At 66.1% G+C, this 25,276-nt stretch carries 22 protein-coding genes; 13 read left to right on the forward strand and 9 right to left on the reverse strand.

All coding sequences use genetic code 11. The annotated features are described in order from the left end of the window. Positions 1-130 precede the first annotated feature (130 nt). The 3 genes from hisS to QX128_RS05435 all read left to right on the forward strand — a co-directional run bounded on the left by hisS (position 131) and on the right by QX128_RS05435 (position 2,599). Positions 131-1,669, forward strand: a complete 1,539-nt coding sequence (hisS, locus tag QX128_RS05425) for a histidine--tRNA ligase (protein ID WP_315801971.1) — start codon at positions 131-133, stop codon at positions 1,667-1,669. 68 nt (positions 1,670-1,737) lie between these two features. Then, complete coding sequence (locus tag QX128_RS05430) at positions 1,738-2,007, forward strand: tautomerase family protein (RefSeq protein WP_315802170.1); 270 nt, start codon at positions 1,738-1,740, stop codon at positions 2,005-2,007. 196 nt (positions 2,008-2,203) lie between these two features. After that, positions 2,204-2,599: a thioesterase family protein gene (locus QX128_RS05435; protein WP_316183191.1), complete on the forward strand. Its 396-nt coding sequence runs from the start codon at positions 2,204-2,206 to the stop codon at positions 2,597-2,599. A 73-nt stretch (positions 2,600-2,672) separates the two neighbouring features. Here QX128_RS05435 and QX128_RS05440 read toward each other — a convergent pair whose 3' ends face one another. Then, positions 2,673-3,077: a DUF4864 domain-containing protein gene (locus QX128_RS05440; RefSeq protein WP_316183190.1), complete on the reverse strand. Its 405-nt coding sequence runs from the start codon at positions 3,075-3,077 to the stop codon at positions 2,673-2,675. A 240-nt stretch (positions 3,078-3,317) separates the two neighbouring features. Here QX128_RS05440 and kynU point away from each other — a divergent pair, with 240 nt between their 5' ends. From kynU to QX128_RS05460, 4 genes are all read left to right on the forward strand, one after another. After that, positions 3,318-4,511, forward strand: a complete 1,194-nt coding sequence (gene kynU / locus QX128_RS05445) for a kynureninase (RefSeq protein ID WP_316183189.1) — start codon at positions 3,318-3,320, stop codon at positions 4,509-4,511. Then, complete coding sequence (gene kynA, locus QX128_RS05450) at positions 4,508-5,347, forward strand: tryptophan 2,3-dioxygenase (protein ID WP_316183188.1); 840 nt, start codon at positions 4,508-4,510, stop codon at positions 5,345-5,347. Before kynU ends, kynA begins: the two co-directional genes overlap by 4 nt. 33 nt (positions 5,348-5,380) lie before the next feature. Beyond that, positions 5,381-6,208 carry an alpha/beta hydrolase gene (locus QX128_RS05455; RefSeq protein WP_316217099.1) on the forward strand — a complete coding sequence of 276 codons (828 nt, stop codon included), beginning with the start codon at positions 5,381-5,383 and terminating at the stop codon, positions 6,206-6,208. Between the two features lie 182 nt (positions 6,209-6,390). Continuing rightward, the gene (locus QX128_RS05460) at positions 6,391-7,896 is read left to right on the forward strand and encodes an amidase (RefSeq protein WP_316236870.1); all 1,506 of its coding nucleotides are present in this window, start codon (positions 6,391-6,393) and stop codon (positions 7,894-7,896) included. A gap of 59 nt (positions 7,897-7,955) precedes the next feature. Here QX128_RS05460 and QX128_RS05465 read toward each other — a convergent pair whose 3' ends face one another. Continuing rightward, on the reverse strand, positions 7,956-8,705 hold the full coding sequence (locus QX128_RS05465; protein ID WP_316183185.1) for a haloacid dehalogenase type II: 750 nt from the start codon (positions 8,703-8,705) through the stop codon (positions 7,956-7,958). A 158-nt stretch (positions 8,706-8,863) separates the two neighbouring features. On the opposite strand from QX128_RS05465, the gene QX128_RS05470 reads away from it, so the two are divergent. Next, a complete protein-coding gene (locus QX128_RS05470) occupies positions 8,864-9,766 on the forward strand; it encodes a LysR substrate-binding domain-containing protein (RefSeq protein WP_316183184.1) in 903 nt (300 codons plus the stop codon). Between the two features lie 294 nt (positions 9,767-10,060). Here the strand turns inward: QX128_RS05470 and QX128_RS05475 are convergent, their stop codons facing one another. Beyond that, positions 10,061-10,363 carry a helix-turn-helix transcriptional regulator gene (locus tag QX128_RS05475; protein ID WP_315801980.1) on the reverse strand — a complete coding sequence of 101 codons (303 nt, stop codon included), beginning with the start codon at positions 10,361-10,363 and terminating at the stop codon, positions 10,061-10,063. Between the two features lie 61 nt (positions 10,364-10,424). Between QX128_RS05475 and QX128_RS05480 the strand changes: the two genes are divergently transcribed. After that, positions 10,425-11,381, forward strand: a complete 957-nt coding sequence (locus tag QX128_RS05480) for a threonine/serine dehydratase (RefSeq protein ID WP_315801981.1) — start codon at positions 10,425-10,427, stop codon at positions 11,379-11,381. A 133-nt stretch (positions 11,382-11,514) separates the two neighbouring features. Here QX128_RS05480 and QX128_RS05485 read toward each other — a convergent pair whose 3' ends face one another. The 6 genes from QX128_RS05485 to QX128_RS05510 all read right to left on the reverse strand — a co-directional run bounded on the left by QX128_RS05485 (position 11,515) and on the right by QX128_RS05510 (position 20,830). Beyond that, positions 11,515-13,110, reverse strand: coding sequence for a gamma-glutamyltransferase family protein (locus QX128_RS05485; RefSeq protein WP_315801982.1), 1,596 nt, complete (start codon positions 13,108-13,110; stop codon positions 11,515-11,517). Between the two features lie 139 nt (positions 13,111-13,249). After that, positions 13,250-13,633 (reverse strand): RidA family protein, encoded by a 384-nt coding sequence (locus tag QX128_RS05490; RefSeq protein ID WP_315801983.1) that lies wholly within the window; start codon positions 13,631-13,633, stop codon positions 13,250-13,252. Between the two features lie 160 nt (positions 13,634-13,793). Continuing rightward, a complete protein-coding gene (locus QX128_RS05495; protein WP_316236871.1) occupies positions 13,794-16,127 on the reverse strand; it encodes an acetamidase/formamidase family protein in 2,334 nt (777 codons plus the stop codon). A 281-nt stretch (positions 16,128-16,408) separates the two neighbouring features. After that, positions 16,409-17,650 carry an acetamidase/formamidase family protein gene (locus QX128_RS05500; RefSeq protein WP_316183181.1) on the reverse strand — a complete coding sequence of 414 codons (1,242 nt, stop codon included), beginning with the start codon at positions 17,648-17,650 and terminating at the stop codon, positions 16,409-16,411. 238 nt (positions 17,651-17,888) lie between these two features. Further along, positions 17,889-19,529, reverse strand: a complete 1,641-nt coding sequence (locus tag QX128_RS05505; protein WP_316236872.1) for an amino acid ABC transporter permease/ATP-binding protein — start codon at positions 19,527-19,529, stop codon at positions 17,889-17,891. Positions 19,530-19,939: 410 nt separating this feature from the next. Further along, positions 19,940-20,830, reverse strand: coding sequence for an ABC transporter substrate-binding protein (locus tag QX128_RS05510; protein WP_315801986.1), 891 nt, complete (start codon positions 20,828-20,830; stop codon positions 19,940-19,942). Between the two features lie 442 nt (positions 20,831-21,272). Here QX128_RS05510 and QX128_RS05515 point away from each other — a divergent pair, with 442 nt between their 5' ends. The 4 genes from QX128_RS05515 (at position 21,273) to QX128_RS05530 (ending at position 25,136) form a co-directional block, all read left to right on the forward strand. Next, complete coding sequence (locus tag QX128_RS05515; protein WP_316217091.1) at positions 21,273-22,097, forward strand: ABC transporter permease; 825 nt, start codon at positions 21,273-21,275, stop codon at positions 22,095-22,097. After that, positions 22,097-23,161 (forward strand): ABC transporter ATP-binding protein, encoded by a 1,065-nt coding sequence (locus tag QX128_RS05520; RefSeq protein WP_315801988.1) that lies wholly within the window; start codon positions 22,097-22,099, stop codon positions 23,159-23,161. The genes QX128_RS05515 and QX128_RS05520 overlap by 1 nt, the downstream gene beginning before the upstream one ends. A 30-nt stretch (positions 23,162-23,191) precedes the next feature. Next, a complete protein-coding gene (locus tag QX128_RS05525) occupies positions 23,192-24,223 on the forward strand; it encodes a PotD/PotF family extracellular solute-binding protein (protein WP_315801989.1) in 1,032 nt (343 codons plus the stop codon). Between the two features lie 82 nt (positions 24,224-24,305). Beyond that, positions 24,306-25,136, forward strand: coding sequence for an ABC transporter permease (locus QX128_RS05530; RefSeq protein ID WP_316236873.1), 831 nt, complete (start codon positions 24,306-24,308; stop codon positions 25,134-25,136). Positions 25,137-25,276: the final 140 nt, after the last annotated feature.

Genomic DNA, 25,276 nt, shown 5'->3' on the forward strand with positions numbered 1-25,276 from the left:
CAACCCCGACAACGCATTCCATCCCGTAGGGTGGGCCTAGGACCGCGATAGCGGGCCGTGCCCACCGCTGCGACGTTTATCAGCCCATGGTGGGCACGCTGCGCTTTGCCCACCCTACGTGTCGAGTCCGATGTCCGACAAACCCAAGAAACCCCAGAAGCTGAAGGCGCGGCTGCCGCGCGGGCTCGAGGATCGCGGCCCCGCGGCGATCGCGGCGACGCGCGAGATGGTCGAGAAGATCCGCGCCGTCTATGAGCGCTACGGCTTCGAGCCGGTGGAGACGCCGGCGTTCGAATACACCGACGCGCTCGGCAAGTTCCTGCCCGACCAGGACCGTCCGAACGAGGGCGTGTTCTCGTTCCAGGACGACGACGAGCAGTGGATCTCGCTGCGCTACGACCTGACCGCGCCGCTGGCGCGCTACGTCGCCGAGAATTTCGACGCGTTGCCGAAGCCGTATCGCAGCTATCGCGCCGGCTACGTCTTCCGCAACGAGAAGCCGGGACCCGGCCGCTTCCGTCAGTTCATGCAGTTCGACGCCGACACCGTCGGCTCCGGATCGCCGGCGGCCGACGCCGAGATGTGCATGATGGCGGCCGATACGATGGAGGCGCTCGGCATTGCGCGCGGCTCGTATGTCGTGAAGGTGAATAATCGCAAGATTCTCGACGGGCTACTCGAATCGATTGGTCTTCTCGGAGCCGAGAACGCCGGTCGACGACTCACGGTGCTTCGGGCGATCGATAAACTCGACCGGCTGGGGGATGAAGGCGTCCGGGAATTGCTGGGCCAAGGGAGAAAGGACGAGAGCGGCGACTTTACCAAAGGCGCAGGCCTAGAACCTAAGCATATAAACTTGCTGATGTCGGTTGTAACGGCTTCTAGCCTCGGCGAGCTTAAGCGGATTCTAGATCAGAACACGGCAGAAACCGGCGGCGTCCCTGATCCGCATGGGGGTCTTGGCCACCTGCTGTACGATGATGCCCTGAATGAGCTGATTGAGCAGTTCGAGCCCCTAGTGAGATCTGCCGGATACGAATCCGATCGGATTCGAATTGATCCGACAGTCGTCCGTGGTCTCGAATACTACACCGGCCCTGTCTACGAGGTCGAACTCCTGCTCGAGACCAAGGACGAGAAGGGCCGTCCGGTGCGCTTCGGCTCGGTCGGCGGCGGCGGTCGCTACGATGGCCTGGTGTCGCGCTTCCGCGGCGAGCCGGTGCCGGCGACCGGTTTCTCCATCGGCGTGTCGCGTTTGCAGGCGGCGCTGACCCTGCTCGGCAAGCTCGATACGCGGCCCGCGTTCGGCCCCGTCGTCGTCACGGTGTTCGACCGCGACCGCGTCGCCGACTATCAGAAGATGGTGTCGACCTTGCGCAATCACGGCATCCGCGCCGAGCTCTATCTCGGCAATCCCAAGAACATGGGCAACCAGCTCAAATATGCCGACCGCCGCAACGCACCCTGCGTGATCATCCAGGGCTCGGACGAGAAGGCGCGCGGCGAGGTGCAGATCAAGGACCTGATCGAGGGCGCCAAGGCGGCGGCCGCGATCGCCTCCAACCAGGAATGGCGCGAGAGCCGCCCGGCGCAGTTCTCAGCCAAGGAGGACGAACTCGTCGCCGGCGTCCGCGAGGTGCTCGCGCGCCACGACGTGAGCTGGGGGTAACAGGACTCGTCATGCGCGGGCTTGACCCGCGCATCCATCGCTTCACGACGGCCTTTCATTTCAGAATGATGGATTGCCGGGGCAAGCCCGGCAATGACAGGCTTGGGACAGGACTAACTAACAGGGAGCAACGAATGCCCGAGATCACAGTGAGCATGGCCGCCGGCCGCACCGACGAGCAGAAGGCCAACATGATGCGTGACATCACCAAGGCCCTGGTGACGCATCTCGGCGTCGATCCGGAAGCGGTGGTGATCCAGATCAACGAGGCGCCGCTGACGCACAAGATGAAGGGCGGCAAGACCTTCGTCGAACGTCTGGCCGAGCAGAAGAAGTAGGCGCTGCTGTCGTCCCTGCTCGGCGCGCAATTGCGCGCGGCCCAGGGACCACAGCCCCAGGAAGCGGTTTGAGGCATGCTGGTCGTTGGCCTTTTGCTCATCACGACCGCCGCGGCGTATGGGTCCCGGATCGGCACTACGCCGCACTGACGCGCGTCGCAGCTTGTCCGGGACGACATCTGAACTTGGAGCCATCATGGACGCACGTGAGATCATCAAACCGGGCATGCGCGCCGAGCGCCTGCTGGTGGTGCCGCCGGAGCGCACCGTGGGGCACTTTGTTCCTCATATGCCCATGGTCTATGCGACGCCGATGATGATCCTGGAGATGGAGATGACATCGGGCGACGCCATCAACCCGGTGCTGCCGCCGGGCTGGGTGACGGTCGGCACCGAGGTCAACGTCCGCCATCTCGCGGCGTCGCCGGTCGGCGCCACCATTCGCACGGTTGCCGAGGTGATCGAGGTCGAGCGCCGCGTCATCCGCTTCTCGGTCGAGGCGTATCATGGCGACGTCAAGATCGGCGACGGCCGCCACGGCCGCGGCCTCATCAATGTCGAGCAGTTCAAGAAGCGGTTCGGCGTGACCTAGCCGGTCTGCCAGAGCATGATCCGGAAAAGTGGAAACCGGTTTTCCGAAAAGATCATGCTCAAACCAAAGAGATCTAGACCGACTGGCCCGTCTTCAACAGCGAGCAGCCGGTGATCCTGAGGCTGCCGTCGGGCTGGGTCTGCAGCGTGTAGAGCGCCTCCCACGCCTCGCCTTCGGCATCGACGATGTGGACGCGCTGCGCGACGCTGCCGTCCTCGACCTCGGCGGCGCCGAATTCGAAGCTGCGATGGCGATAGACCGGCGGGTAGCCGCTCTTGACCATGCTCATGAAGATCTCGACGCTCGGAAACAGCGCCTGGATTTCCGGCGCGGCCTGGGCATAGGCGGTCGCGCCGTCGTCGCGCGCCAGGGCCTGTTCCTGGGCGCGAATGACGCTCTGCGCCGCGCTGGCGTCCGCCGCGGCGGCGGGGTGGGCCAACAGTGACAGCAGCAGGACGAGCGGCATCAGAATGCGCATGTCATGTCCTCCATCGGCAGGTCGGGTCGATCCATCATGCGCCATGTACCGTGCGTGACAAGCCTGCCGTCGCGCGTCAATGTCGCGGGCCGGCGGCGATCGGCCGGCTGGATTGTGTCGCCATCGTCACGTCTTCGCGAGCCATGCGGCCCGCGCGGTGCCGGTCGCGATCGGATCGGCTTGATCTGGCCTGATCCGGCGCGAATCATGCATTCAGGCCGTGAACGAAGCAGGAGCCGCATGACCGATTTTTCCACGACTCGATCGCTCTTCACGATCCCTGACGGGGTCATCTATCTCGACGGCAATTCGCTCGGCGCGCTGCCGTCCGCCGTGCCCGCCCGCGTTGCCCGGATGATCGAGGCTGAGTGGGGACGGGAGCTGATCCGCGGCTGGAATAGCGCGGGATGGATGGTGCAGCCGCGCCGCGTCGGCGACCGTATCGCGCGGCTGATTGGGGCCGCGCCCGGCACGGTCGTGATGGGCGATACGCTCTCGATCAAGGTGTATCAGGCGCTGGCCGCGGCGCTGTCGCTCAATCCGGGCCGTCGCGTGATCCTGTCCGACAGCGGCAATTTTCCGTCCGATCTCTACATGGCGCAGGGCCTGGTCCGCATGCTCGGCGACCGCGCCACCTTGAAGGTGGTCGAGCCGGAGCAGGTCGAGGCTGCGATCGACGACAGCGTCGCGGTGCTGATGCTGACAGAGGTCGACTACCGCACCGGCCGCATGCACGACATGAAGGTGCTGACGGCAAAGGCGCACGCGGCCGGCGCGCTCACGGTATGGGACCTCGCGCATTCCGCCGGCGCGGTGCCGGTCGATCTCGCCGGCGCGGAGGCCGACTTTGCGGTCGGCTGCACCTACAAATATCTCAATGGCGGTCCCGGCGCGCCGGCCTTCATCTATGTCGCGCCGCGTTACGCAGACATCGCGCCGCCGGCGCTGTCCGGCTGGATGGGCCACGAGGCGCCGTTCGCCTTCGATCTCGATTATCGCCCCGGCGGTGGCATCGAGCGGATGCGCATCGGCACGCCGCCGATCATCGCATTGGCCGCGCTGGATGCCGCGCTCGACGCCTGGGACGGCGTGTCGATGCAGGACGTGCGCAAAGCCTCCATCGCGCTGTCGGAATTGTTCATCGCCGAGGTCGAGAGGCGCTGTCCGTCGCTGACACTGGCCTCGCCGCGCGATGCGTCGCGCCGCGGCAGCCAGGTGTCGTTCCGCCATCCGGACGGCTATGCGATCATGCGGGCGCTGATCGCGCGCGGCGTGATCGGCGATTTCCGCGCGCCCGACGCGCTGCGCTTCGGCTTCACGCCGCTCTACATCGGCGAGAGCGAGGTGCGCGGCGCCGTCGACATTCTCGAAGAGGTGCTTGCCGACAAGCTGTGGGACAAGCCCGAGTATCGCCAGAAGGAGCTCGTGACGTGAGCAGCGCGCCCTACGATCCCGCCACCGAGGGGGCGCGGATGAACTTCAAGGGACGGATGTCCTATGGCGACTATCTGATGCTGGATCGCCTGCTCGATGCGCAGGCGCCGCTGTCGTCGGCGCACGACGAGCTCCTGTTCATCATCCAGCACCAGACCTCGGAATTGTGGATGAAGCTCGCGATCCACGAGATCAAGGCCGCCATGGCGGCGATCGCCCGGGACGACGTGCAGCCGGCGTTCAAGATGCTGACAAGAGTGTCGCGCATCTTCGAGCAGCTCAACGGCGCCTGGGACGTGCTGCGCACGATGACGCCGAGCGAGTACACGCTGTTCCGCGACAAGCTCGGCGAGTCCTCCGGCTTCCAGTCGTTCCAGTATCGCTCGATCGAATTCCTGCTCGGCAACCGCAATCTGGCGATGCTGCGCCCGCATGCGCATCATCCGGAGCTGACCGCCGAGCTGGAGGCGATCCTGGCGAAGCCCAGCCTGTATGACGAAGCACTGCGGCTCTTGGCACGGCGCGGCTTCTTCATCGGCGTCGACGGGCAGCGCACCGACTGGCGCGGTACCCGCGCCGAGAGCCCGGAGGTCGCGGCCGCCTGGACCAGCGTCTATCGCGATCCGCAGCGGCATTGGGAGCTGTATGAGCTCGCCGAGAAGCTGGTCGACTTCGAGGACTATTTCCGCCGGTGGCGCTTCAATCACGTCACCACGGTGGAGCGCATCATCGGCTTCAAGACCGGCACCGGCGGCACGTCAGGCGTCAACTATCTGCGCAAGATGCTGGAGATCGTGCTGTTCCCCGAACTCTGGAAGCTGCGCACCGGCCTCTGAGCCATCGCGCGCTCATTCGATCAGGAGATTATCATGCTGTATGCCGTCAAGGACTGGGACAACGCCTACGCCAACGGCCCGAACATCGCCGGCGGCGAGCGCTGGCCCGGCCTGTGGGTCGCGCCGGCCGAGGCGTATCGAACGGCGTTGGCCGGGCAGGGCCGCGCCAGGCTCGACATTGCCTTTGGCGCACATGAGCGCCAGCGCCTCGACCTGTTCCTGCCTGAGGGCACGCCAAAGGGGCTCGTCGTGTTCGTGCATGGCGGCTACTGGATGCGGCTCGACAAGAGCTTCTGGTCGCATCTCGCGCAAGGTCCAATCGCGCGCGGCTTTGCCGTGGCGATGCCGTCCTACCGGCTGTGTCCCGAGGTCGGCATCGCCGACATTTCGGCCGATGTCGCGCAGGCGGTCGCGAAGGCGATGGACGAAGTCGCCGGTCCCGTGGCGCTGACCGGCCATTCCGCCGGCGGCCATCTCGTCACCCGCATGATCTGCCGCGGCGCCCCGCTGTCGCCGGAGCGACAGGCGCGCATCACCAGCGTGGTCTCGCTCTCCGGCCTGCACGATCTGCGCCCGCTGCAGCGGACCGTGATGAACGACACGCTACATATCGACGACGCCACGGCGCTGCGCGAGAGCCCGGCGCTGCTCGCGCCGATCGACGGCGTCAAGGTCACCGCCTGGGTCGGCGGCGCCGAGCGCAACGAATTCCGCCGTCAGGCGCAATTGCTCGCAAACATCTGGATCGGCTTGGGTGCTACGACCGCCTATGTCGAGGCGCCGGACCGGCACCATTTCGACGTGATCGACGATCTGGCTGATGCGGAGAGCGGGCTGGTGAAGGCGCTGGTGGAGATGTAGGCAGCTCCCGCGTGGGTTCGAGGTCGCGGCCACGCTTAATCGTCAAAGCAAATTACGGCTATCGACATAACTCATTTTGGAACACCTCGGCGGCTGGCTACTCTTTCGCGTGTTGAACGTCGACCTCGTCCACCTTGCTCCGTTGCGCGTGGACGTGGTCGCACCGCGATCGAGAGGCCTTGATGCCAGTCCGACGTCCGACTGCTACCGAGCTGCAACAGGCCGCGCGCGAGATCGGCCTCGATCTCGATGATGCCAATGCGCTGTCGTTCCTTGCGCTGATGCAGGGGCAGCTCGACGCGTACGATCTCGTCGACGAGATGGCGGCGCCGCTGCCCGAGGTCAAATATCCGAGGCCCTCAGGAACACGCCCGCTACCGGAGGACAATCCGTTCGGCGCCTGGGCCGTCACCGCGCACATCCAGGGCGCTGCGGACGGCAAGCTCAAGGGCAGGCGCGTCGCCATCAAGGATAACGTCTGCGTCGCCGGCCTTCCCATGATGAATGGTGCGACCATCCTCGAGGGCTACGTCCCGGAGATCGATGCGACGATCGTCACGCGCCTCTTGGACGCCGGCGCGGACATTCTGGGCAAGGCCGTCTGCGAATACTACTGCGCCTCCGGCGGCAGTCACACCTCAGCCAATGGGGTCGTCGAGAATCCGGTCGTGCCCGGCTACAATGCCGGTGGATCGTCTTCAGGATCCACCGCCCTGGTCATGGCCAACATCGTCGACATGGCCACCGGCGGCGACCAGGGGGGCTCGATCCGCATCCCCGCGTCCTATTGTGGTGCCGTCGGCCTGAAGCCGACGCACGGCCTCGTGCCCTATACGGGCATCTTCGCGGTCGAATTGACGGTCGATCACGCCGGCCCGATCACCCGCACCGTGGCCGACAACGCATTGATGCTCGAGGTGATGGCAGGGCCGGACGGGCTCGATCCGCGGCAGCGCGGTGCCTCGTCACAGCCCTATACGCAGGCGCTGCGGCAAGGCGTGGCCGGCTTGCGCATCGGCGTGGTGCCCGAAGGGTTCGGCACGGCCGGCGCCGAGACCGAGGTGGACGACCGCGTGCGCGAGGCGGCCGGTCGTCTCGCCGCCAAGGGGGCCGACGTCCGTGAGGTCGCAGTGCCGCTGCATGCCGCCGGCGCTGCGATCTGGACGCCGATCTTTCTCGAAGGCGCCACCGATCTGATGATGCGCAGCAACGCCTATGGCACCAACATGAAGGGCGTGTTTCTGGAGAGCCTGCTCGATGCCCACGCGCGCTGGCGCGATCGGGCCGGAGAATTGTCCGAGACGCTGAAGCTCGGCATCCTGACCGGCCACTATATGTCGTCGCGCAATCGCGGCCGCTACTACGGCAAGGCACAGAACCTCAACCGCCTGCTCACGGGAGATTATGATCGCGCGCTCGAACAGGCCGATCTGCTTCTGATGCCGACCACGCCGATGGCAGCGACCCGGCTGCCGTCCGCCGGGGCGTCGCGGGAGGAGATCATCGGCCGCGCCTTCGAGATGGTCGGTAATACCGCGCCGACCTGCCTCACCGGGCATCCCGCGATCTCCGTTCCGGTTGGGAAGACGGCGGACGGCCGTCCGATCGGCGCGATGCTGATCGCGCGCCACCTCAACGAGTCGACGTTGTACCGGGCGGCTTCCGCACTGGAGGCGTGCTACCAGTGAAGGATGACGTCGTCCTGACAGCAGGTGCTCGTCGGATGCGGCGCGGGATCTGAGGGGATCTACGGCCTGGCAGTGGGTGGCAGCAGCCCGGGCAGATCGAACAGTCCCCGGACCCGGTGATCGGGCGCGAGCCCGAGCTCGTCCATCTGCATCCGCATCGCCTTGAACATCGTCAGCGGCGCAACGAGCGCGCAGCTTTCACAGGCTGCGGCCATCGCTTCAGGCGTGACCCTCTCGATCCATGCCACGGTCAGCCCGGCAGCCTTGGCACCGATCGCGTCCCACGGATTCGAGGACACGAACAGGACTTCGGCGGGCGCGGCTCCGAGCTCGGACTCGATCAGGGAGTAGGCCTCGGGACTCGGCTTGAACGTCGCTCTGCTGTCGACGCTGATGGTCTTGTCGAGAAACCGATCGAGACCGGTGTTGCGTACCAGCGCGTCCAGCATCGCAGGGGCACCATTCGAAAGGATCGCCAGCTTGCGGTCCTGGAGACGCTCAAGGGTGGACAGCGTGTCCGGGTAGGGATCGAGGTGGACATATTTGTCCATGATCACCTCGAGCAGCGCTTCTTCGTAGCCAAGGCCGAGGATCCGGAGCGTATAGACCAGGGATTGGCGAGTCACCGCCTCGAAATCCTCGTAGCGCCGCATCAGCGAGCGCAGCCAGGTGTATTCGAGCTGCTTCATCCGCCAGATCTGCGTGATCATGTCGCCACGGCCCGGGAAAGCCTGCTCGGTGACCGACGCCACCGATTGAATGTCGTAGAGGGTGCCGTAGGCGTCGAAGACGACGGTGCTGATCGCCACGGGGATGGTCCTTGTGTCGGAGCGGGTTTGTCCGCGAAGTGCGGCAAGGGACTGCAATGCGGTCCTGGTGAGTCGCGTCAGGAACTTGATGCGAGTTCCGGCATCCCCTGCCGCAACTCTGGTCTTTACGAAGTGTGTTCCGACCGACAAAGTGAATTATGACGATGTTGGTATCGTCTTTTTCGATAGCGGGGACTGTCGTGAATTTCGATATCGACTGCCTCAGATCGTTTCTCGTGATCGCGGACACGATGAGCTTCTCGCGGGCCGCAGAGTCGGTCGGGCGATCGCAGTCGACGATCAGCCAACAGATGTCCAAGCTGGAATTGCAGGTGGGCAAGCCATTGTTGACGCGGCGCAAGGGCCGCGTTCTGGAGCTGACCCCCGAGGGTGACCGTTTCGTCCAATACGCGCGGCGTATTCTCCAGCTCAATGACGAGGCCTATGCCTCGATGTGCGAGGATGTCCTCCTCGGTTTCGTTCGTCTGGGGGTTCCGCTCGACTTTTTTGGCCGCGACTTCACCACGTGGCTCGCGCGGTTCAAGACCAAGAATCCGATGGTGGGCATCGAGGTCGAAGCCAATCAGTCGGAAAGCCTGATGAAGCGGAGCGCCCGCGGCGAATTCGACCTCGCCTTCTTCAAGCAGGAGGCCGGGGCTCGAACCGGCACCTCGGTGCTGACAGAGCAATTGGTCTGGGTCTGCGGGCCGAACTACACGCCCGACGATGCGTCGATCCCTCTCGTCCTCTTCCCGGACGGCTGCACGTATCGGCGTTTCGCCATGTCGTCGCTGAAGCAGAACGACCGGCGTTGGCATCTCAGCTTCGTCAGTCCGAGCTTCGAGTGCCTCAAGGCGGCGACGCTCGAGGGGCTGGGAATCACCGTCCTTGCGCGCGCCCTGGTGCAGCCGCCGTTGCGCATCATCCGGCAGGATCTCGGTCTGCCGCGCTTGCCGACCGTCGAGCTCGCCTATGCGCGCGGCCGCAGCAACTCCCGCACGGTGGGGGAGCTGACCACGTTTCTCGCCGAGAGGCTGACGGGAGCGGGCGTGCAGCCATAGCTCGGATCTGTGCCGAACGGGCTTCGCTTGCGACCCGACGGCTGCGCCGCATAGGGCCAGGGCGCGCGAAGCACTTCTAGGGCCAATCGACGCCTCGACCGGATTGGTGCTGAGTCGAGGTGCAGCGGGTCGATCGCAGCGACAGCGACAAGATCAAGGAGGACGCCGTCGCCGCCTCCCTTTCGCGCATGGCGAGCTTTCCTCGCAGAAATCGCTGCGCCGTCGTCGTGGACAGGACGATGCTTCGGCGCGCTTCGCCGCAATTCCCGTTGCCCGCCAAGGTTCGCATAATTCCTATAGCGCGTCGCTGAGCAGCCGTCGCGCCGCCTTCAATCCCTGCTCGTCGCGCTTGTAGAACGTCCAGCCCTTGGCGCGCTTGGCCTTGACGAGGCCGGCGGCCACCAGCACGCGCATGTGCTCGCTCAGTGTCGGCGCGGAGACGCCGAGCTTTTCGGCAATGAATAGCCCGCAGACCCCGTCCTTGACGAGGTCGCCATCGTTCTGTGGCGGAAAATGCCGCGTCGGATCGCGCAGCCACTCCAGGATCTGCAGCCGCTTGTCGTTGGCCAGTGCACGGAACACGCGGTCGGGCGCCATTTTGGTACTTTGCCAATTAGCTAATTTATGTCAAGACATGCCGATCGGAACGAGGTGCGGCATGTCAGACATATCGACAGCGGTAACCCGGCAGCAGATCGCGGCCACCTATGAGCTGATCCGGCCTTACGTCCGGCGCACGCCGATGATAACGGTCGATGGTGGCGATTTCGGCCTGCCGTCTTCCCCATTGCGACTGAAGCTCGAATTCATGCAGCATGGCGGCTCGTTCAAGGCGCGCGGGGCGTTCGCCAATCTCCTGACCCGCGATGTGCCGGGGGCCGGTGTGGTCGCGGCGTCCGGCGGCAACCATGGTGTCGCGGTGGCGCTGGCGGCGCAACGTCTTGGCCTGAGAGCAGCGATCTTCGTGCCGAGCATCGCCTCGCCGTCGAAGATCGACCTCATCAAGCGCTTCGGCGCGGAGATCCACGTCGGCGGGGACCGCTATGCCGATGCGCTGGCGGCGAGCGAACGACATGTCGCCGAGAGCGGCGCCTTGCCGATTCATGCGTTTGATCAGCCCGAGACCATGCTGGGGCAGGGCTCGGTGGGGCTGGAGGTGGAGCGCGACGCAGATGATATCGACACGTTGCTGGTGGCGGTCGGCGGCGGCGGGCTGATCGGCGGCATCGCCGCGTGGTACGAGGGACGCGTCAAGGTCGTGCCGGTGGAGTCGGACGGCGCGCCGACCCTGCGCGACGCGCTGGCGGCCGGACACCCCGTCGACGCGCCCGCCGGTGGCGTCGCTGCCGACAGTCTTGCGCCGCGCCAGATCGGCGCGCGCGTGTTTCCGATCGTGCAGCGGTTCGCGGCGGCGGAGGTGATCATCGTCAGCGACGACGACATAAGGGCGGCGCAGCGCGCGTTGTGGATGACGTTGCGCGTCGTAACTGAGCCGGGCGGCGCCGCGGCCTTCGCCGCGCTGCTATCCGGTGCCTACCGTGCGGGTCCGTCCGAGCGCGTCGCGGTTCTGGTCTGCGGCGCCAACACCACAGCGGTCAATTTCAAGAGTTGCTAGATGGATGGGCCGTGAATTCTGTGCGCCGTCATGGGATGTCGGAGACCGCTCCTGTGTAGGGTCGCCGGTATTCGTCGCGGCCTCGGCAGAACGGAGAGAGCGGACTGCCGTTCAGCCGGTGTCTCGCATTCGATCAGCTCTCCGCGACCGCATCGCCCCAGGCATGGAAGATTTCCGTCGCGCCGCTGTTCGCGTCGCCCTGGCGCAGCACGACGCTGGGGCAGGCGAACTTCATCGGCATGGTCTGCACCGGCGCCGGCACGGTCTCGAACTTCGCCGTCAGCGCGTCCATCACCTCCGCCGGCAGCCGGGTGTCGGCGCCGACCACGTCGCCTTCGCTGGCATCGATGCGCGGCTGGTGGATCGCGGCATCGAGGTCCATGCCGTAGTCCATCACGAAGGACAGCATCTGCGCCACCGCGGGCAGGATGCGGCGGCCGCCGGAGGCGCCCAATGCGAGGCGGCGGCCGTCGGCGGCCTGCGCCACCACCGGCGTGTAGTTGGTGAGGCAGCGCTTGCCGGGGGCCAGCGAATTCGTTGTGCCGGGCGTCGGGTCGAACCACATGATGCCGTTGTTCATCATGATGCCGCTCTGCGGCGCCTGGAATTTCGAGCCGAAGCCGGACAGCAGGGTCTGCGTCACCGCCGCCATGTTGCCGTCGCGATCGACCACCGAATAGTGCGTGGTGCAGGCCGGTGCCAGATATTCGGCGCCGATCGCGCGCTTGCCCGCCGCGTCGCCCATGTCGTTGAGCCGCTCGCGATAGGCGGCCTGCACCGCCTCGGCATAGGCGATGAAGGCGCCGGCATCCGGCGCCTTGCCCGAAGCCGTTACGCTCGCCTGCATCAGCCGCAGCGCGTGAGCCAGCGTCGGGCCGGCGGTGAGCTCCGGCGTCGCGAACACCGCGCCGCCGCGATAGGGAATGCGCAGCGGCTCTCGGACATGCGCCTCGAACGCGGCGAGGTCATCCACCGAAAGCGCGCCACCGGCGGCCTGGATGTCGCGGGTCAGCGAGCGGGCGATGTCGCCGCGGTAGAAGTCGCGCGCGCCGGCGCTGGCAAGATGGGCCAGCGTCGCCTTCAACTGCTCCTGCGGCAGCCGCGTCACCGCCTTGGCGCCCCATTGCGGATTCGGCGGCAGGCCATCCTTCAGATAGGCCGCGGCGCTGCCGGGATAGCGGCGCAGGTCGGCGGCGCAGCTCGAGATCATCACGGTGGTCCACCAGTCCACCAGCAGACCCTCGGCGGCGAGCTTCACGCTCGGCGTGACCAGATCCGCCCATGGCAGCCGCGCGTAACGGCGATGCGCCGCCTCCATGCCGGCCACGACGCCGGGCACCGCGATCGCGCCGGGGCCGTGCAGATTGCGGTCGTCCTTGACGCGGGGCCATGGGAAGATGTCGGCCGCGACGCTGCCGTCATTGGCCAGCGGATAGTCGGCGACATCGAGGCTGTCGGGCGCGCGCATGCCGTAGTCGATCACTTCGACATGGTTGTCCCTGGCGCGGTACAGCACCATCGCGCCGCCGCCGCCGAGGCCGCTCATCCACGGCTCGAGCACGCCGAGCGCAAAGCCGGTCGCGACCACGGCATCGACGCAGTCGCCGCCCGCGGCCAGCACCTCGGCGCCGATCTCGGCGGCGCGCCGCGACTGTGCCGCGACGATGCCGCCCTTGCTGCTCACCGCCGGCTTGCGGATCTGCTGACGATTGGAAAACTGGTACGGCATGGCACTCCCCACGATCCCGCCTGATGGTCTGGCGAATTGACACCGGCCGGCGTCGGCGCGCAATCGGCGACAGCGGGACGCTCCCCAGCCCGGATCGAATGACGAGGCCTTGCGTTGAGGAGATGTTTACCAATGGGTACTATGGTCTTCGGCAGACCAGATCGATCTCGATCAGCGCGTCATAGGCCAAGCCGGTGACGCCGACGCAGGTGCGGGCCGGCAGCCGGTCCGGCGGGAAGAATGAACGGTAGGTTTCATTCATCGCCGCGTAATCCCGCTTGAACTCGGTCAGGTAAATCCGAGACATCACAATATGTTCGAGGCCGAGGTTGAGACCTTGGAGGATGTACTTCAAGTTCTGCATCACCGCCTTCGTCTGATCCACGATGCCCTCCGGCAGCACGCCCGGCGCCTCCGGCGAGTCCGGCATCTGGCCGGTCACGAACACGAAGCCGTCGGTCTCGACGGCGTGGCTGAAGGGGGCCACCGGCCTGGTCGCGCCGGAGATCATGTGGAACTGCATAGGGATGCTCCTTTGTTGTTGGGCTTCGTGGTAGCGACAGCAATGGTCGTCATTGCGAGGAGCGAAGCGACGAAGCAATCCAGGCAGCGCGTGACGCCCTGGATTGCTTCGCTCGCTCGCAATGACGGAGATCTGGGATGGAGTTGGGGCGCAATGAACGTCAGCGTTCATCCTCGAACAGCCGCTTGCTCAGGATCGCGTGGACGCCCCAATTGCCGTCGACGACCTGGGTCACGCCGAAATCCACCGCGGCGGACATCAGCGCGACCGCCTCGTCCTCGCTCAGGCCTTTGACGTGCATCAGGAAGCGCCGCATCTTGCGGAACGCGTCCTTCATCGCGAGGTCGAGCGAGGAGGTCGCGTAGACCTCGCTCTGGCCCTGCGCACCGAACTCAGCGAGATAGTTCGGATGGCTGAAGCCGGTCAGCACCCAGTCGGTCGCGGTTTCGATCAGCGGGTAGGAGAGATCGGCGAACGGCTGCCCCGCGAGCTGCGCCTTCTTGTGCAGGATCACCTGGAACGTGCCGGTCATCGAGCATTCGATCGCGGTGCCGCCGAGCTCGCCGTCGCCTTGCGTGGCGTGGGGATCGCCGACCGACAGCAGTGCGCCGGGCACCGCGACCGGCAGATACACCGTCGATCCCCTGCCGAGCCGCCAATTGTCGAGATTGCCGCCGAAATAGGAGGGCGGAATCGAATCGACGAAATCGGCCTCGCGCGGCGCCACCGCGATGACGCCGAAATGCGGCCGCAAGGGAATGCGGATGTTGTCGAGCACGCCGTGGCGGCGCTTGATGCTGTCGGGGGCGACCGGCACGCCGGGATAGTCGTAGGTCGTGTGCACGATCCCGCTGGGATCGGTCTGCGGCTCCCAGCGGTAGGAATACAGCGCGCGGGCATGCGGCTCGGGCGCATCGGCGAAGATCTCGTAGATCGTCACCGCCTCGCGCGGCGCCGGCGCGGCGATCAGCTCGTTGTAGTGATAGCCCCACCACGCCGCGACGCTGGAGCCGAACACGCGGCCTGCATGTTTCGGGTTGCGGCTTGGCCGCGGCACGATGTCGAGGATGCGCACCTCCAGCACGTCGCCGGGCTGCGCGTCCTTGATCGCCACCGGGCCGGTGCAGATGTGCACGCCAAAACCTTCGCCGGCGCCGCGGCCGAACACACTGGCGTCCATCGGGCCGGCGCCGCGGCGGTCGACGTTCTTCTTCGCCTTGGTCCAGCCGAACACGCTGAGCGCAGCCGCGTCGCCTGCGATCATCAGCTCGGGATCATCGGAGGCATGCTGGGTCAGCGTCTCCACCGTGATCGTGTCGCCGGATGCGATTTCGATCTGCGGCGGCAGCGAGCGGCTGAAATAGCCCCAATGCACACGCTCGGCCGAGACCGCCAGATGATGGTGATGCCGCTGCGCGTCCTGGTCGTTGGCCGGCGCGGGCAGGGCGACATCGCTCCTGGCCGACGCCGGCCTCTCGCAGGCGCGCTGCTGCGCCAGCGCGTCCTGCGGCCATCCGCGCTGGCCGCGCGGGGCCGCCGCCGTCACCGCCTGCTCGGCCTTCTGCTGCCGGAACTCGCGCGGCGACAGGCCGAAGCGGGCGCGGAAGCTGCGGCTGAAATGCGCTGAATCGGCGAAGCCGTAGCGATAGGCGATCTCCGAGATCGAATGGTTGGCTTCGGCCGGATTGGACAGGTCGGTCCAGGCCCGCTGCAGCCGGCGTTCTTTGACGTAGTGGCTGAAATTGTCGCCGGCGCTCTCGAACAGCTTTTGCAGATAGCGCTCGGAAATGCCTTCGGCCTGGGCCACCCGCGCCGGCGTCAGCTCGGCATCGTCGAGCCGCCGCTCGATGGTCTGGCAGAGCCGGTGCAGGATCGCGGCCTGCGTCGCGCTGCTGCCGGCCTCCGCCGCCGGCGCGGCTTGTTGATGGGCGAGTGTGAGCAGCAGATCGACCATGCTCTGCGCAACCGTGCTCCATTCGGCATCGCTCAGGGTGTCGAGCGCGCGTGCGGTGGCCTCGATGGTGCGGCAGACCACGTCGGCCAGGCCGCTCGGCGCGATCACCTGGGCTTGGGCCAATTTCAGCCTGCCGCTGATGCGGCCATGCAGGGCGTCCGCCGTCACCGACAGCACGATGGCGCGCAGACCGCGCTGGAACGCGATGCTCCAGTCGCCGGCGCGCGGCAACAGCATCAGATGTCCCGCGGGGACGATGCGATGGCCGTCGCTGCAGCGGAGCAGGGCGCCGTCCTCGATCGCGAGAAGGGCGATCGGCAGATCCGCATGGGCCTGCGGAACTGCAGTGATCGCCTGCGCGCCCGCCGACAGCCGCGAAAGAGCGATGCCCGGCGCTTGGCGATGCGAGGCGGTGGCATGACCATCATAAAATGGTGTCTTCGCTGCGGGCTGTAGCCCGACCGCATTCAGCACGTCGCGCCACGCCTCCGGACGCTCGCCCTCGGCATAGGATTCGCTGGTGAACGGACGAAAACTCATGGCACGCCCCGGGTCGGGGAATTCTAAGCAACCCCCGTGCCAGATGAGCTTCATGACCTGCCGTGTATCGGTGTTGTTCAGTTCGCTATTCCTCCACTCATTTGGATCGGTGCTCGTGCCACAGGCGCGATCGGTTCCCCTCCCCCTTGTGGGGAGGGGTTAGGGGAGGGGGCCCACAACGGCGGTCTCGCCCCGGGGCACCCCTCTCCCCAACCCTCCCCCACAAGGGGGGAGGGAGCGCACCATCCGCGGGGCGGGAGCTGGCTATACGTTTCGCAAAATCACTCACACCGGAACACGTTCTTCCGGATCGTGCCATGCACGCCCCAATTGGCGTCGACCACCTGGGTGACGCCGAAGTCGGCGCCGACCGACATCAGCGAGATCGCCTCGTCCTCGCTGAGGTGGTGCACCGTCATCAGGAAGCGGCGGAGCTTGCGGAAGGCGTCGCGCATGGCGCGGTCGAGACTGGAGTGGTTGGCGATCTCGGTCTGCGCATTGGCGCCGAGCTCGGCGAGATAGTTCGGATAGGTGAAGCCGTAGACCGACCACGCCTGGTCGGTCTCCAGCAGCGGATGCGTCAGGCCCTCGAGCTGCGTGCCGCCGAGGTCGCTCTTCTTGTGCAGGATGAACTCGAAGTCGCCGGTGAGCGAGGTCTCGATCGCGGTGCCGCCGAGTTCGCTGTCGCCCTGCGCGGCATGGGGATCGCCGACCGAGAAATAGGCGCCGGGTACGGCGACCGGATAGTACATCCGCGCGCCCTTGCCGATACGCCAGTCGTCGATGTTGCCGCCGGTGTAGCTCGGGGGGATCGATGAGACATAGTCGGCCTCCGATGGCGCGAGCCCCATCGTGCCGAAATGCAGCCGTGCCGGCACCTTCACATTGGGCAGGATGTTCTCGCGCTTCTTGATCGTGGCGTGGTCGACCGGCACGCCGGGATAGTCGATGGTCGGGTGCACGATGCCGTCGGGATCGGTCTGCGGCGTCCAGACGTAGTTGTAGACCGCCTTGGCGAACGGCTCGCCCGCGGTGTCCAGCTCGAAGATGGTGATGACCTCGCGCGGCTTCGGCTCCTCGATCAGGTCGTGATAGTGGAAGCCCCAATTGGCGGCGGCGTTGGAGCCGAAGCACTTGCCGGCATGGCAGCCGCATCGGCTCGGCCGCGGCCTTATGTCGAGGATGCGCACCTCGAGCACGTCGCCGGGCTCGGCGCCTTCGATCGCCACCGGTCCGGTCAGCAGATGCACGCCGATGCCTTCGCCGGAGCCGCGGATGAACGGGCCCTCGGTCGGACCGGAGCCGCGCCGCGCCACGGCCTTGTGCTCTTTCGTCCACTTGAACACGCTTTCCGCGCCGGGATCGTCCTTGATCATGCGCTCATAGTCGTCATTGGCGTGATGCGTCAGCGTCTCGATCGTGGCGCGCTCGCCGGAGCGCAGGGTGAGCGCCGGCGTCACCACCTTGGAGAAATAGCCCCAATGGACGGTCTTGTTGGACACCGGCAGCAGATGGTGTTTCATGCGAGGGCCTCTTTGCTCAGAGATCGAGATTGTCGTGCGGTGAATTCGAGGGCGGGCCTCATGGTTCTCGAGGCGATGCCGGAGGCATCGTCCGGAGACGGCGCTGCGCGCCTCCTCACCATGAGGGTCGGAAGCGAGGCCACCTCACCCACGGACCTCATCCTGAGGAGGCCGCTGCAGGCGGGCGTCTCGAAGGATGGCCGCACGCAAGCGCTCGCTCCTAACGTGAAGGATGAACTCATGCCACCGCGTCCTTCGGCCGCTCGGCCTCCATCACCGAGAGGAAGCGCGCGGTCAGCGGATGGCGCGGGTTGGTCAGCACCTCGTGTGCGGGGCCTTCCTCGAGGATGACGCCGCCATTGAGGAAGGCGACGCGGTCGGCGACCTCGTCGGCGAAGCGGATCTGGTGCGTCGAGATGATCATCGTGAGGCCGTCGTCGATGGCGAGACGGCGGATCACCTCCAGCACCTCGTTGACCAGCTCCGGATCGAGCGCGGAGGTCGGCTCGTCCAGCAGCAGCACGCTCGGATTCGGCGCCAGCGCGCGGGCGATCGCGACGCGCTGCTGCTGGCCGCCGGAGAGATGCCGCGGCAGCGCATCGGCGCGATGCGACAGGCCGACACGGTCGAGCAGTTCAAGGGCGCGACGCTCCGCTTCGAAGCGGCCGAGCCCATGCACCCAGCGCAAGGGACCGGCGATATTCTCCTTGGCCGTGAGATGCGCGAACAGATTGAACTGCTGGAACACCATGCCGACGCCGACATTGGCGCGCTCGTTGGCGATCGCGCGCGGCGTCAGCTTGTGGCCCTTGTCATCGAAGCCGAGCTTGCGGCCGCCGACGCGGATCTCGCCGGCATCCCAGTTCTCCAGATGATTGATGCAGCGGAGCAAGGTGCTCTTGCCGGAGCCGGAGGGTCCGAGCAGCGCGATCACCTCGCCGATGCGCACCGTGAGATCGAGTCCGTCGAGCACGGTGTTGCCGTCATAGGTCTTGCGCAGCTCCGTGACCTCGACCGCGACATTGTTGCGGGCGATGGTGGCGGCGCGCCGGGCCCGGTCTTCGATCGACAAGGCGAGCGGCGGCGTCTCCTTCAGCTCGGCGGGCTCGGCCGGCGCAGCCTCGATGGTAGGAGATGTCTTCTCAGCGAGCTCCAGCTTCGTCGCGAAATCGGCGCGGCGCCAAGGTAACAATAGCGCAAGGTAGTCATCCAGCTTGCGCTGCTTCGCCGTGCGGTCGAGATCGAGCAGCCATTCGAGCGCAAGCTGGATGACGCTGATCGCGCCGGTCAGCACGAGATAGATGAGACCCGAGGCGAAGAAGATCGAGAAGAAGTCGAAGGTGGAGGACGCGAGCTGCGTCGAGCGCAGGGTAAGCTCCTGCACGGCGATGACGGAGGCGAGCGAGGAGTTCTTCAGCGCGCTCACCGCCTCGTTGCCGAACGCGGGAATCATGGTGCGGATCGCCTGCGGCGCGATGATCCGGCGCATCAGGACGCCGGGTGTCATGCCCAGCGCCTGGCCGGCCAGGAGCTGGCCGCGATCGACGCCGAGCACGCCGGAGCGCAGCATCTCGGCGATGAACGGCGCCTCGTTGCAGGCGAGCGCGAGGCCCGCCGCCAGCACCGCCGGCAACTTGATGCCGATATGCGGCAGCGCGTCGTAGGCGAACACCATCTGCAGGATCAGCGGCGTGCCGCGGAAGATCACGGTGTAGCCGCGCGCGATCGCGGCCAGCAGCCAGAACCGGCTGAGCTGCATCGCCGCGAGCACGAGGCCGAGAATGAGACCGCCGACCAGGCCGAGCGCGGTGACCTGCAGGGTCAGCTCGATGCCCTGCAGCAGATACGGCATGCTGAGATAATGCAGGAAGAGGGACATGAGGGGGGCGGCCTGGCTACGTAGGGTGGGCAAAGGCGCAAAGCACCGTGCCCACCGCGGTGGTTCGAGAGAAGGAAGAAAGGAAGAAAGAAGGTGGGCACGCTGCGCTTTGCCCACCCTACGAAGTCTGCGTGCGTTGTTGCGCGGTATCGGAACTCAGATGGTCAGCAGTCGCGAAGCTCAGCGTTTGATCGAAATTCAGCAGCCGCTTGCTGCTTGAAGCTGTCGCTGTGAGGCAAGGTGTCACCGCTGCGGTGCTGCGCTCCCTCCCCCCTTGTGGGGGAGGGTTGGGGAGGGGGGTACCCAGGAAAGACTGTCCCGTGTCGACCCCCACCCCCGACCCCTCCCCGCAAGGGGGAGGGGAGCGCACCGTCTCCGCGGCAGCAGCTTCGCTTTCGAAGCCGCGCCTGTTAGTCCGCCGTCAGGATGTCCGGCTCCTTGAAATTGGCCGGGTCGAGCTGCCACTTCTTCAGGAGCTCCTGGTGGATGCCTTCCTTCTGCACCTCGATCAGGGCGGCGAGCACGGCATCGCGGAACTTCGGCTTGTCCTTGGGCACGGCGATGCCGACCGAATAGGGGATGGTGACGGCGATCGCCTTCTCGAGCTTGTCCGGATAGGCCTTCACCGCCTGGTCGACCGTGTTGACGTCGTTGACATAGGTATCGGCGCGGCCGGCGAGGATGGCCTGGATGCAGTTGGCGTTGTTGTCATAGAGCTGGATCGTCGGCTCGGGCTTGCCGGCTTCCTTGCATTTCGGCGCGAGATCCTGGATCAGCGGCACCTCGACATAGCCGGTGTTCTCGGCCGCGGCCGCGCCGCACATCGACATGTTGATGCCGTTGATGCCCTTCGGATTGCCCTTGGCGACCAGCACGCCGTCGAACACCTTGGAGTAGGTGATGAAGTCGGCGGCCTTGGCGCGCTCCTTGGTGGCGTAGATGTCGGAGATGACGATGTCGGCCTGGCCGCTTGCCAGCGTCGTCAGAAGCGCTGCGAAGGTCACCGGCTTGTAGGTCAGCTTGAAGCCGAGGCAGTCGCCGATGGCCTCGCCCAGATCGATGTCGAAGCCGACATATTTGCTCGGATCCTTCGGGTCGATCGACTCGTAGCCCGGCGTGTGCGGGTTGATGGCATTGACCAGCGTCTTGCCCTTCCAGTCCGGATATTTCTCCTTCAGCGCCGCGCAGCCCGCGGGCGTCGCCGCTTGAGCGTCGATCGGCGCGAGAAGTCCCGCCGCGATGATGGCGCCGAGCGCGGCAAGCCACGCGCGCCGCGCCCCAGTGAATAGCCTCGTCTGCATGTTGCCAGCTCCTTCGAACGATGATGTCGCGCTGGTCCGGCGGTGCATTGGTGCCGTCGCCCCGGTCCAAGCTCGGGGCGAAGCTTAGGTGCGCGCCCGCGCGGATGACTTGTCCGTGGACGCACAAAATATTGGATCGTGCCGGTGCAAGAATTGAGCACGCATTGCCCAAAACCGCGCCGCTGCGACGGACCGTCGCGCAGGCCGTGCCCGCGATCGGAAATCCAGAAATCAGCAAGGCCCCCGCGCCGGCGACGGGACATGCGCGCAGGGCGCTAGCGCCAAGATGGAAGCGGCACCGCGTCACGCGTCAGGATCGCAGCATCGTGTCGCCCATGCGTATGTGCATTGCGATAACCCGTGGCACAGGCTTGGCGGCGGCGGAGCCGCCGACTACGATGCCGCCGCATAAGCTGCTGATCTGTTTGTTGAGGTGTCCGCAATGCTGTTCCGTTTTACGGGACAACCATCACTTGGCCAATTCGCAGTGCGGACACTGATCGTCGTCGCCTATGCCATCATCTTCGCGCCTGTGATCATGATCGTGATGACGAGCTTCTTCGCGCAGGAGATCGTGAGCTTTCCGCCGCCGGCGCTGTCGCTCAAATGGTACGCCAACGCGCTGAGCAAGCCCGAATTCCTGCGCGGCCTGGTGACGAGCTTCCAGGTCGCGCTGCTCGCCACCGCGATCGGCGTGCCCTTGGGCACGGCGGCGGCGCTCGCCATCGTGCGCGGCGAGTTCCGCGGCCGCCAGGCGCTGAGCTCGTTCCTGCTGGCGCCGCTCGCGGTGCCCGGCGTGGTCGCCGGCTCCGGCCTCTACATGCTCTACGTGCTCGCCGAGGACCTGCTCGACCGCGACATCAAGGCGACCACCGAAGGCCTCGTCGCCGCGCATACGCTGCTGGCGATCCCGTGGACGGTCCGGCTCGTTGTCGCTAGCCTGCAGGGACTCGACCGTGCCGCCGAGGAGGCCGCCGCCAATCTCGGCGCCAGCCCGTTCAAGGTGTTCCGCCGCATCACCCTGCCGATGATGCGCTCCGGCATCGTCGCGGCTGCGATGTTCTCCTTCATCCAGAGTTTCGAGAATCTCGATCTGTCGATGCTGCTGGTCGGGCCCGGACGGATCACACTTCCCGTTGCCATGCTGAACTATCTCGAATTCCGCATCGATCCGACGCTCGCTGCCGTCGCCACCGTGCAGATCGCGCTGGTCGGGCTGCTGATGGTGATCACCGACCGCTTCGTCAAACTGTCGCGGGTGGTGTGATGGCGCAGCTCACATTGGAGAAGCTGACCAAGCGCTTCGGCACGTCGATCGGCGTGGAAGGGCTCGATCTCGCCGTCAATGAGGGCGAACTGGTCGCGCTGCTCGGCCCGTCCGGCTGCGGCAAGACCACGACCTTGCGCATGGTCGCCGGCTTCCTGCCGCCGACCAGTGGCCGCGTGCTGTTCGACCGCGAGGACGTCACGCATCTGCCGGCCTACAAGCGCGCCACCGGCATGGTGTTCCAGTCCTATGCGCTGTTTCCGCACATGAGCGCGGCCGACAATGTCGGCTTCGGCCTGGAGATGCGCGGCCTCGGTACGGCCGAACGCAAGACGAAAATTGCGGAGGCGCTGAAGCTGGTGCGGCTGTCGCATCTCGCCGACCGGCTGCCGCGGCAATTGTCCGGCGGACAGCAGCAGCGCGTGGCGCTGGCGCGCGCGCTGGTGATCAATCCGCGCATCTTCCTGCTCGACGAGCCCCTGTCGAATCTCGACGCCAAGCTGCGCGCCGAGGTGCGGCTCGAGATCCGCGCGCTGCAGCAGCGGCTCGGCCTGACGACGCTGATGGTGACGCATGACCGCGAGGAGGCGCTGACCATGGCCGACCGCCTCGTGGTGATGGAGGGCGGCCGCGTGCGCCAGATCGGCACGCCGCAGGAGCTCTACGACTCGCCGAAGGATGCGTTCGTGGCGGACTTCGTCGGCCGCTGCAACATCGTGGCGGGCCGGCGTGCGAATGAGCGCCAGTTCCGCACCAGCGGCGGCCTGCTGCTGCCGGTCGATGTCAGCAGCGGCGAGCGCGACAATGCCGACGCCTTCGCGCTGCGTCCGGAACGGATTGTCATCGCGCCCGGCGAGTCCGGCGAGGTGCGCGGCCGCCTGCAGGCGATCACCTATATGGGCGCGCAGACCGAATATGTGGTGGCACTCGGTGATGAGACGCTGGTCGCGATCAGCCCGACGCCCGACGCCGGCGAGCCGCTGGCGGCGCTCAGGCCCGATGATCCGGTGTCGCTGCAATGGGACCGCAAGGTCCCGCGTCTCGTGCCTCAGACATCTTCGTAACGCATCCCATCCACAGCGAGAGGTTCTGCCATGATTTCGCGACGTCATTTTCTCTCTGCCAGCGCCGGCATGGCCGCGCTGGCCTCCGGCATGCCAACCGCCCGCGCCGAAGGCGGACAGGTCGTGGTCGGCACCTGGGGCGGCGACTACGGCCAGTTGCTCTCTGACATCATCGACAAGCCGATCATGACGCCGAAGGGCTTCGAGATCGTGCAGGACGTCGCCAACGCCGATCCGCGCAAGACCAAGCTGCTGGCCGAGCGGCAGAGCCGGCGCGGCTCGATGGACGTCGCCTGCCTGTCCGACAACGACGCCTACATCGTGTCGCAGTCCGACGTGTTCGAGAAGGTCGATGCCGCCCAGGTGAAGCGGCTCGACAAGGTGTTCCCGGAGCTTCGAAGCGAGATCGCGATTCCGCATATCTATTCGGCGCAGGTGATCCTCTACAACACCAACCAGGTGAAGACGCCGCCGCAATCCTTCGCCGATCTGTGGGATCCGAAATGGCGCGGCAAGATCGGTCTCGCCGACATCCTCTATCCCAACAACACGCTGGCGGCGGCGCTGGCCGGCGGCGGCGGAGTCAGCAATCTCGATCCGGCCGAGAAGAAGCTGATGGAATGGCGCTCGCTCGACGTAAAGATCTATCCGTCGAACGAGGCGCTGGCGGCGGCGCTGAAGTCGGAGGAGGTATGGCTGACCACGATGTGGCTCGCCCGTGGCTTCATGTGGAAGAAGTCCGGCATTCCGCTCGCCCATGTCGTGCCGAAGGAGGGCACGCCGGCCATCGTGTTCCAGGCCTCGGTGCCGAAGAACGCCAAGAACAAGGCCGGCGGCTTCGCCTATCTCGACGCGATGCTGGATGCCAAGGCGCAGGGTGGCTTCGCGGACAAGATGGGCTACGTCCCGACCGTCACCGACGCGCCTTTGCCGGAGGATCTCGCCAAGCAGGTCAGCCTCACCGAGGCCGAGCGCGCGCGGCTGCTGAAGCCGGACTACGCCTATGCCGCCGGGCGCTCGCAGCGCACGCTCGACTTCTGGAACAAGGAGTTCAAGGCGTAGGCCTTGGATGATGCGCTCCCTGCGGCCTCGCCGCAGGGGCCGCGGCTGAACAGCCGACACCTTCGCAATCGGAGCTCGCGCGATGGCGCTGCTGGTCGTCCCTGCCTGTCTCCTGGTCCTGGCGCTGCTGGTCGGGCCGATGATCCTGATGTTCCGGATATCGCTCAACCAGTTCAGCCCGACCCAGTTGATGATGCAAGCGCTGTCGCTGGACAACTACATCAAGGCCGCGACCGATCCATATTATCAGCAGATCATCCTCGCGACGCTCGGCATCGCACTGCTGTGCACTCTGCTCACGCTGATTCTCGCCTTCCCGGCGGCCTATTGGCTCGGCCGCATGGAGAGCCGATGGAAGAGCCTGGTCGTGATCGCGACCCTGTTCCCGCTGCTGGTCGGCAATGTCGTGCGCTCGGCCGGCTGGATGGCGCTGTTCGCACGCGACGGCCTCGTCAACACCAGCCTGCTGAAGCTCGGCCTGATCTCGACGCCGCTGGAGATCATGTACACGACCAAGGCGGTGATCATCGGCATCATCGCGGTGGTGCTGCCCTACATGATCCTGACGCTGTCGGCGGTGATCGAGAGCATTCCGCGCGATCTCGAATATGCCGCCGCCAATCTCGGCGCCTCCGGCGCGCGGGTGTTCTGGCGGGTCATCCTGCCGCTGTCCGGCCCCGGCGTCGCCGCCGGCTCGATTCTGGTGTTCGTTTTGTGCATGAACACCTATGCAACGGCGGTGCTTCTCGGCGGCCCGCGATTCAAGATGATGGCGCCTGCGGTGTATGACCAGTTCGTGCGCGGCAACAACTGGCCGATGGGCGCCGCACTCGCCTTCATGCTGCTGGCGGTGACCATGGCGTTCACGGTGTTCGGCAGCGTCGCGTTCGCGCGAAAGTACAGGGCAGGATGACGGCAGACGCCGTCATTGCGAGGAGCGCAGCGACGAAGCAACCCAGACCTTTCCTTGAAGCGCTGGATTGCTTCGCTTCGCTCGCCATGACGAGAAGACGGATCGTAGGTGGGCAAAGGCGCGCAGCGCCATGCCCACCC

The sequence above is a fragment of the Bradyrhizobium sp. SZCCHNR1015 genome (assembly GCF_032489875.1).
GTDB lineage: Bacteria > Pseudomonadota > Alphaproteobacteria > Rhizobiales > Xanthobacteraceae > Bradyrhizobium.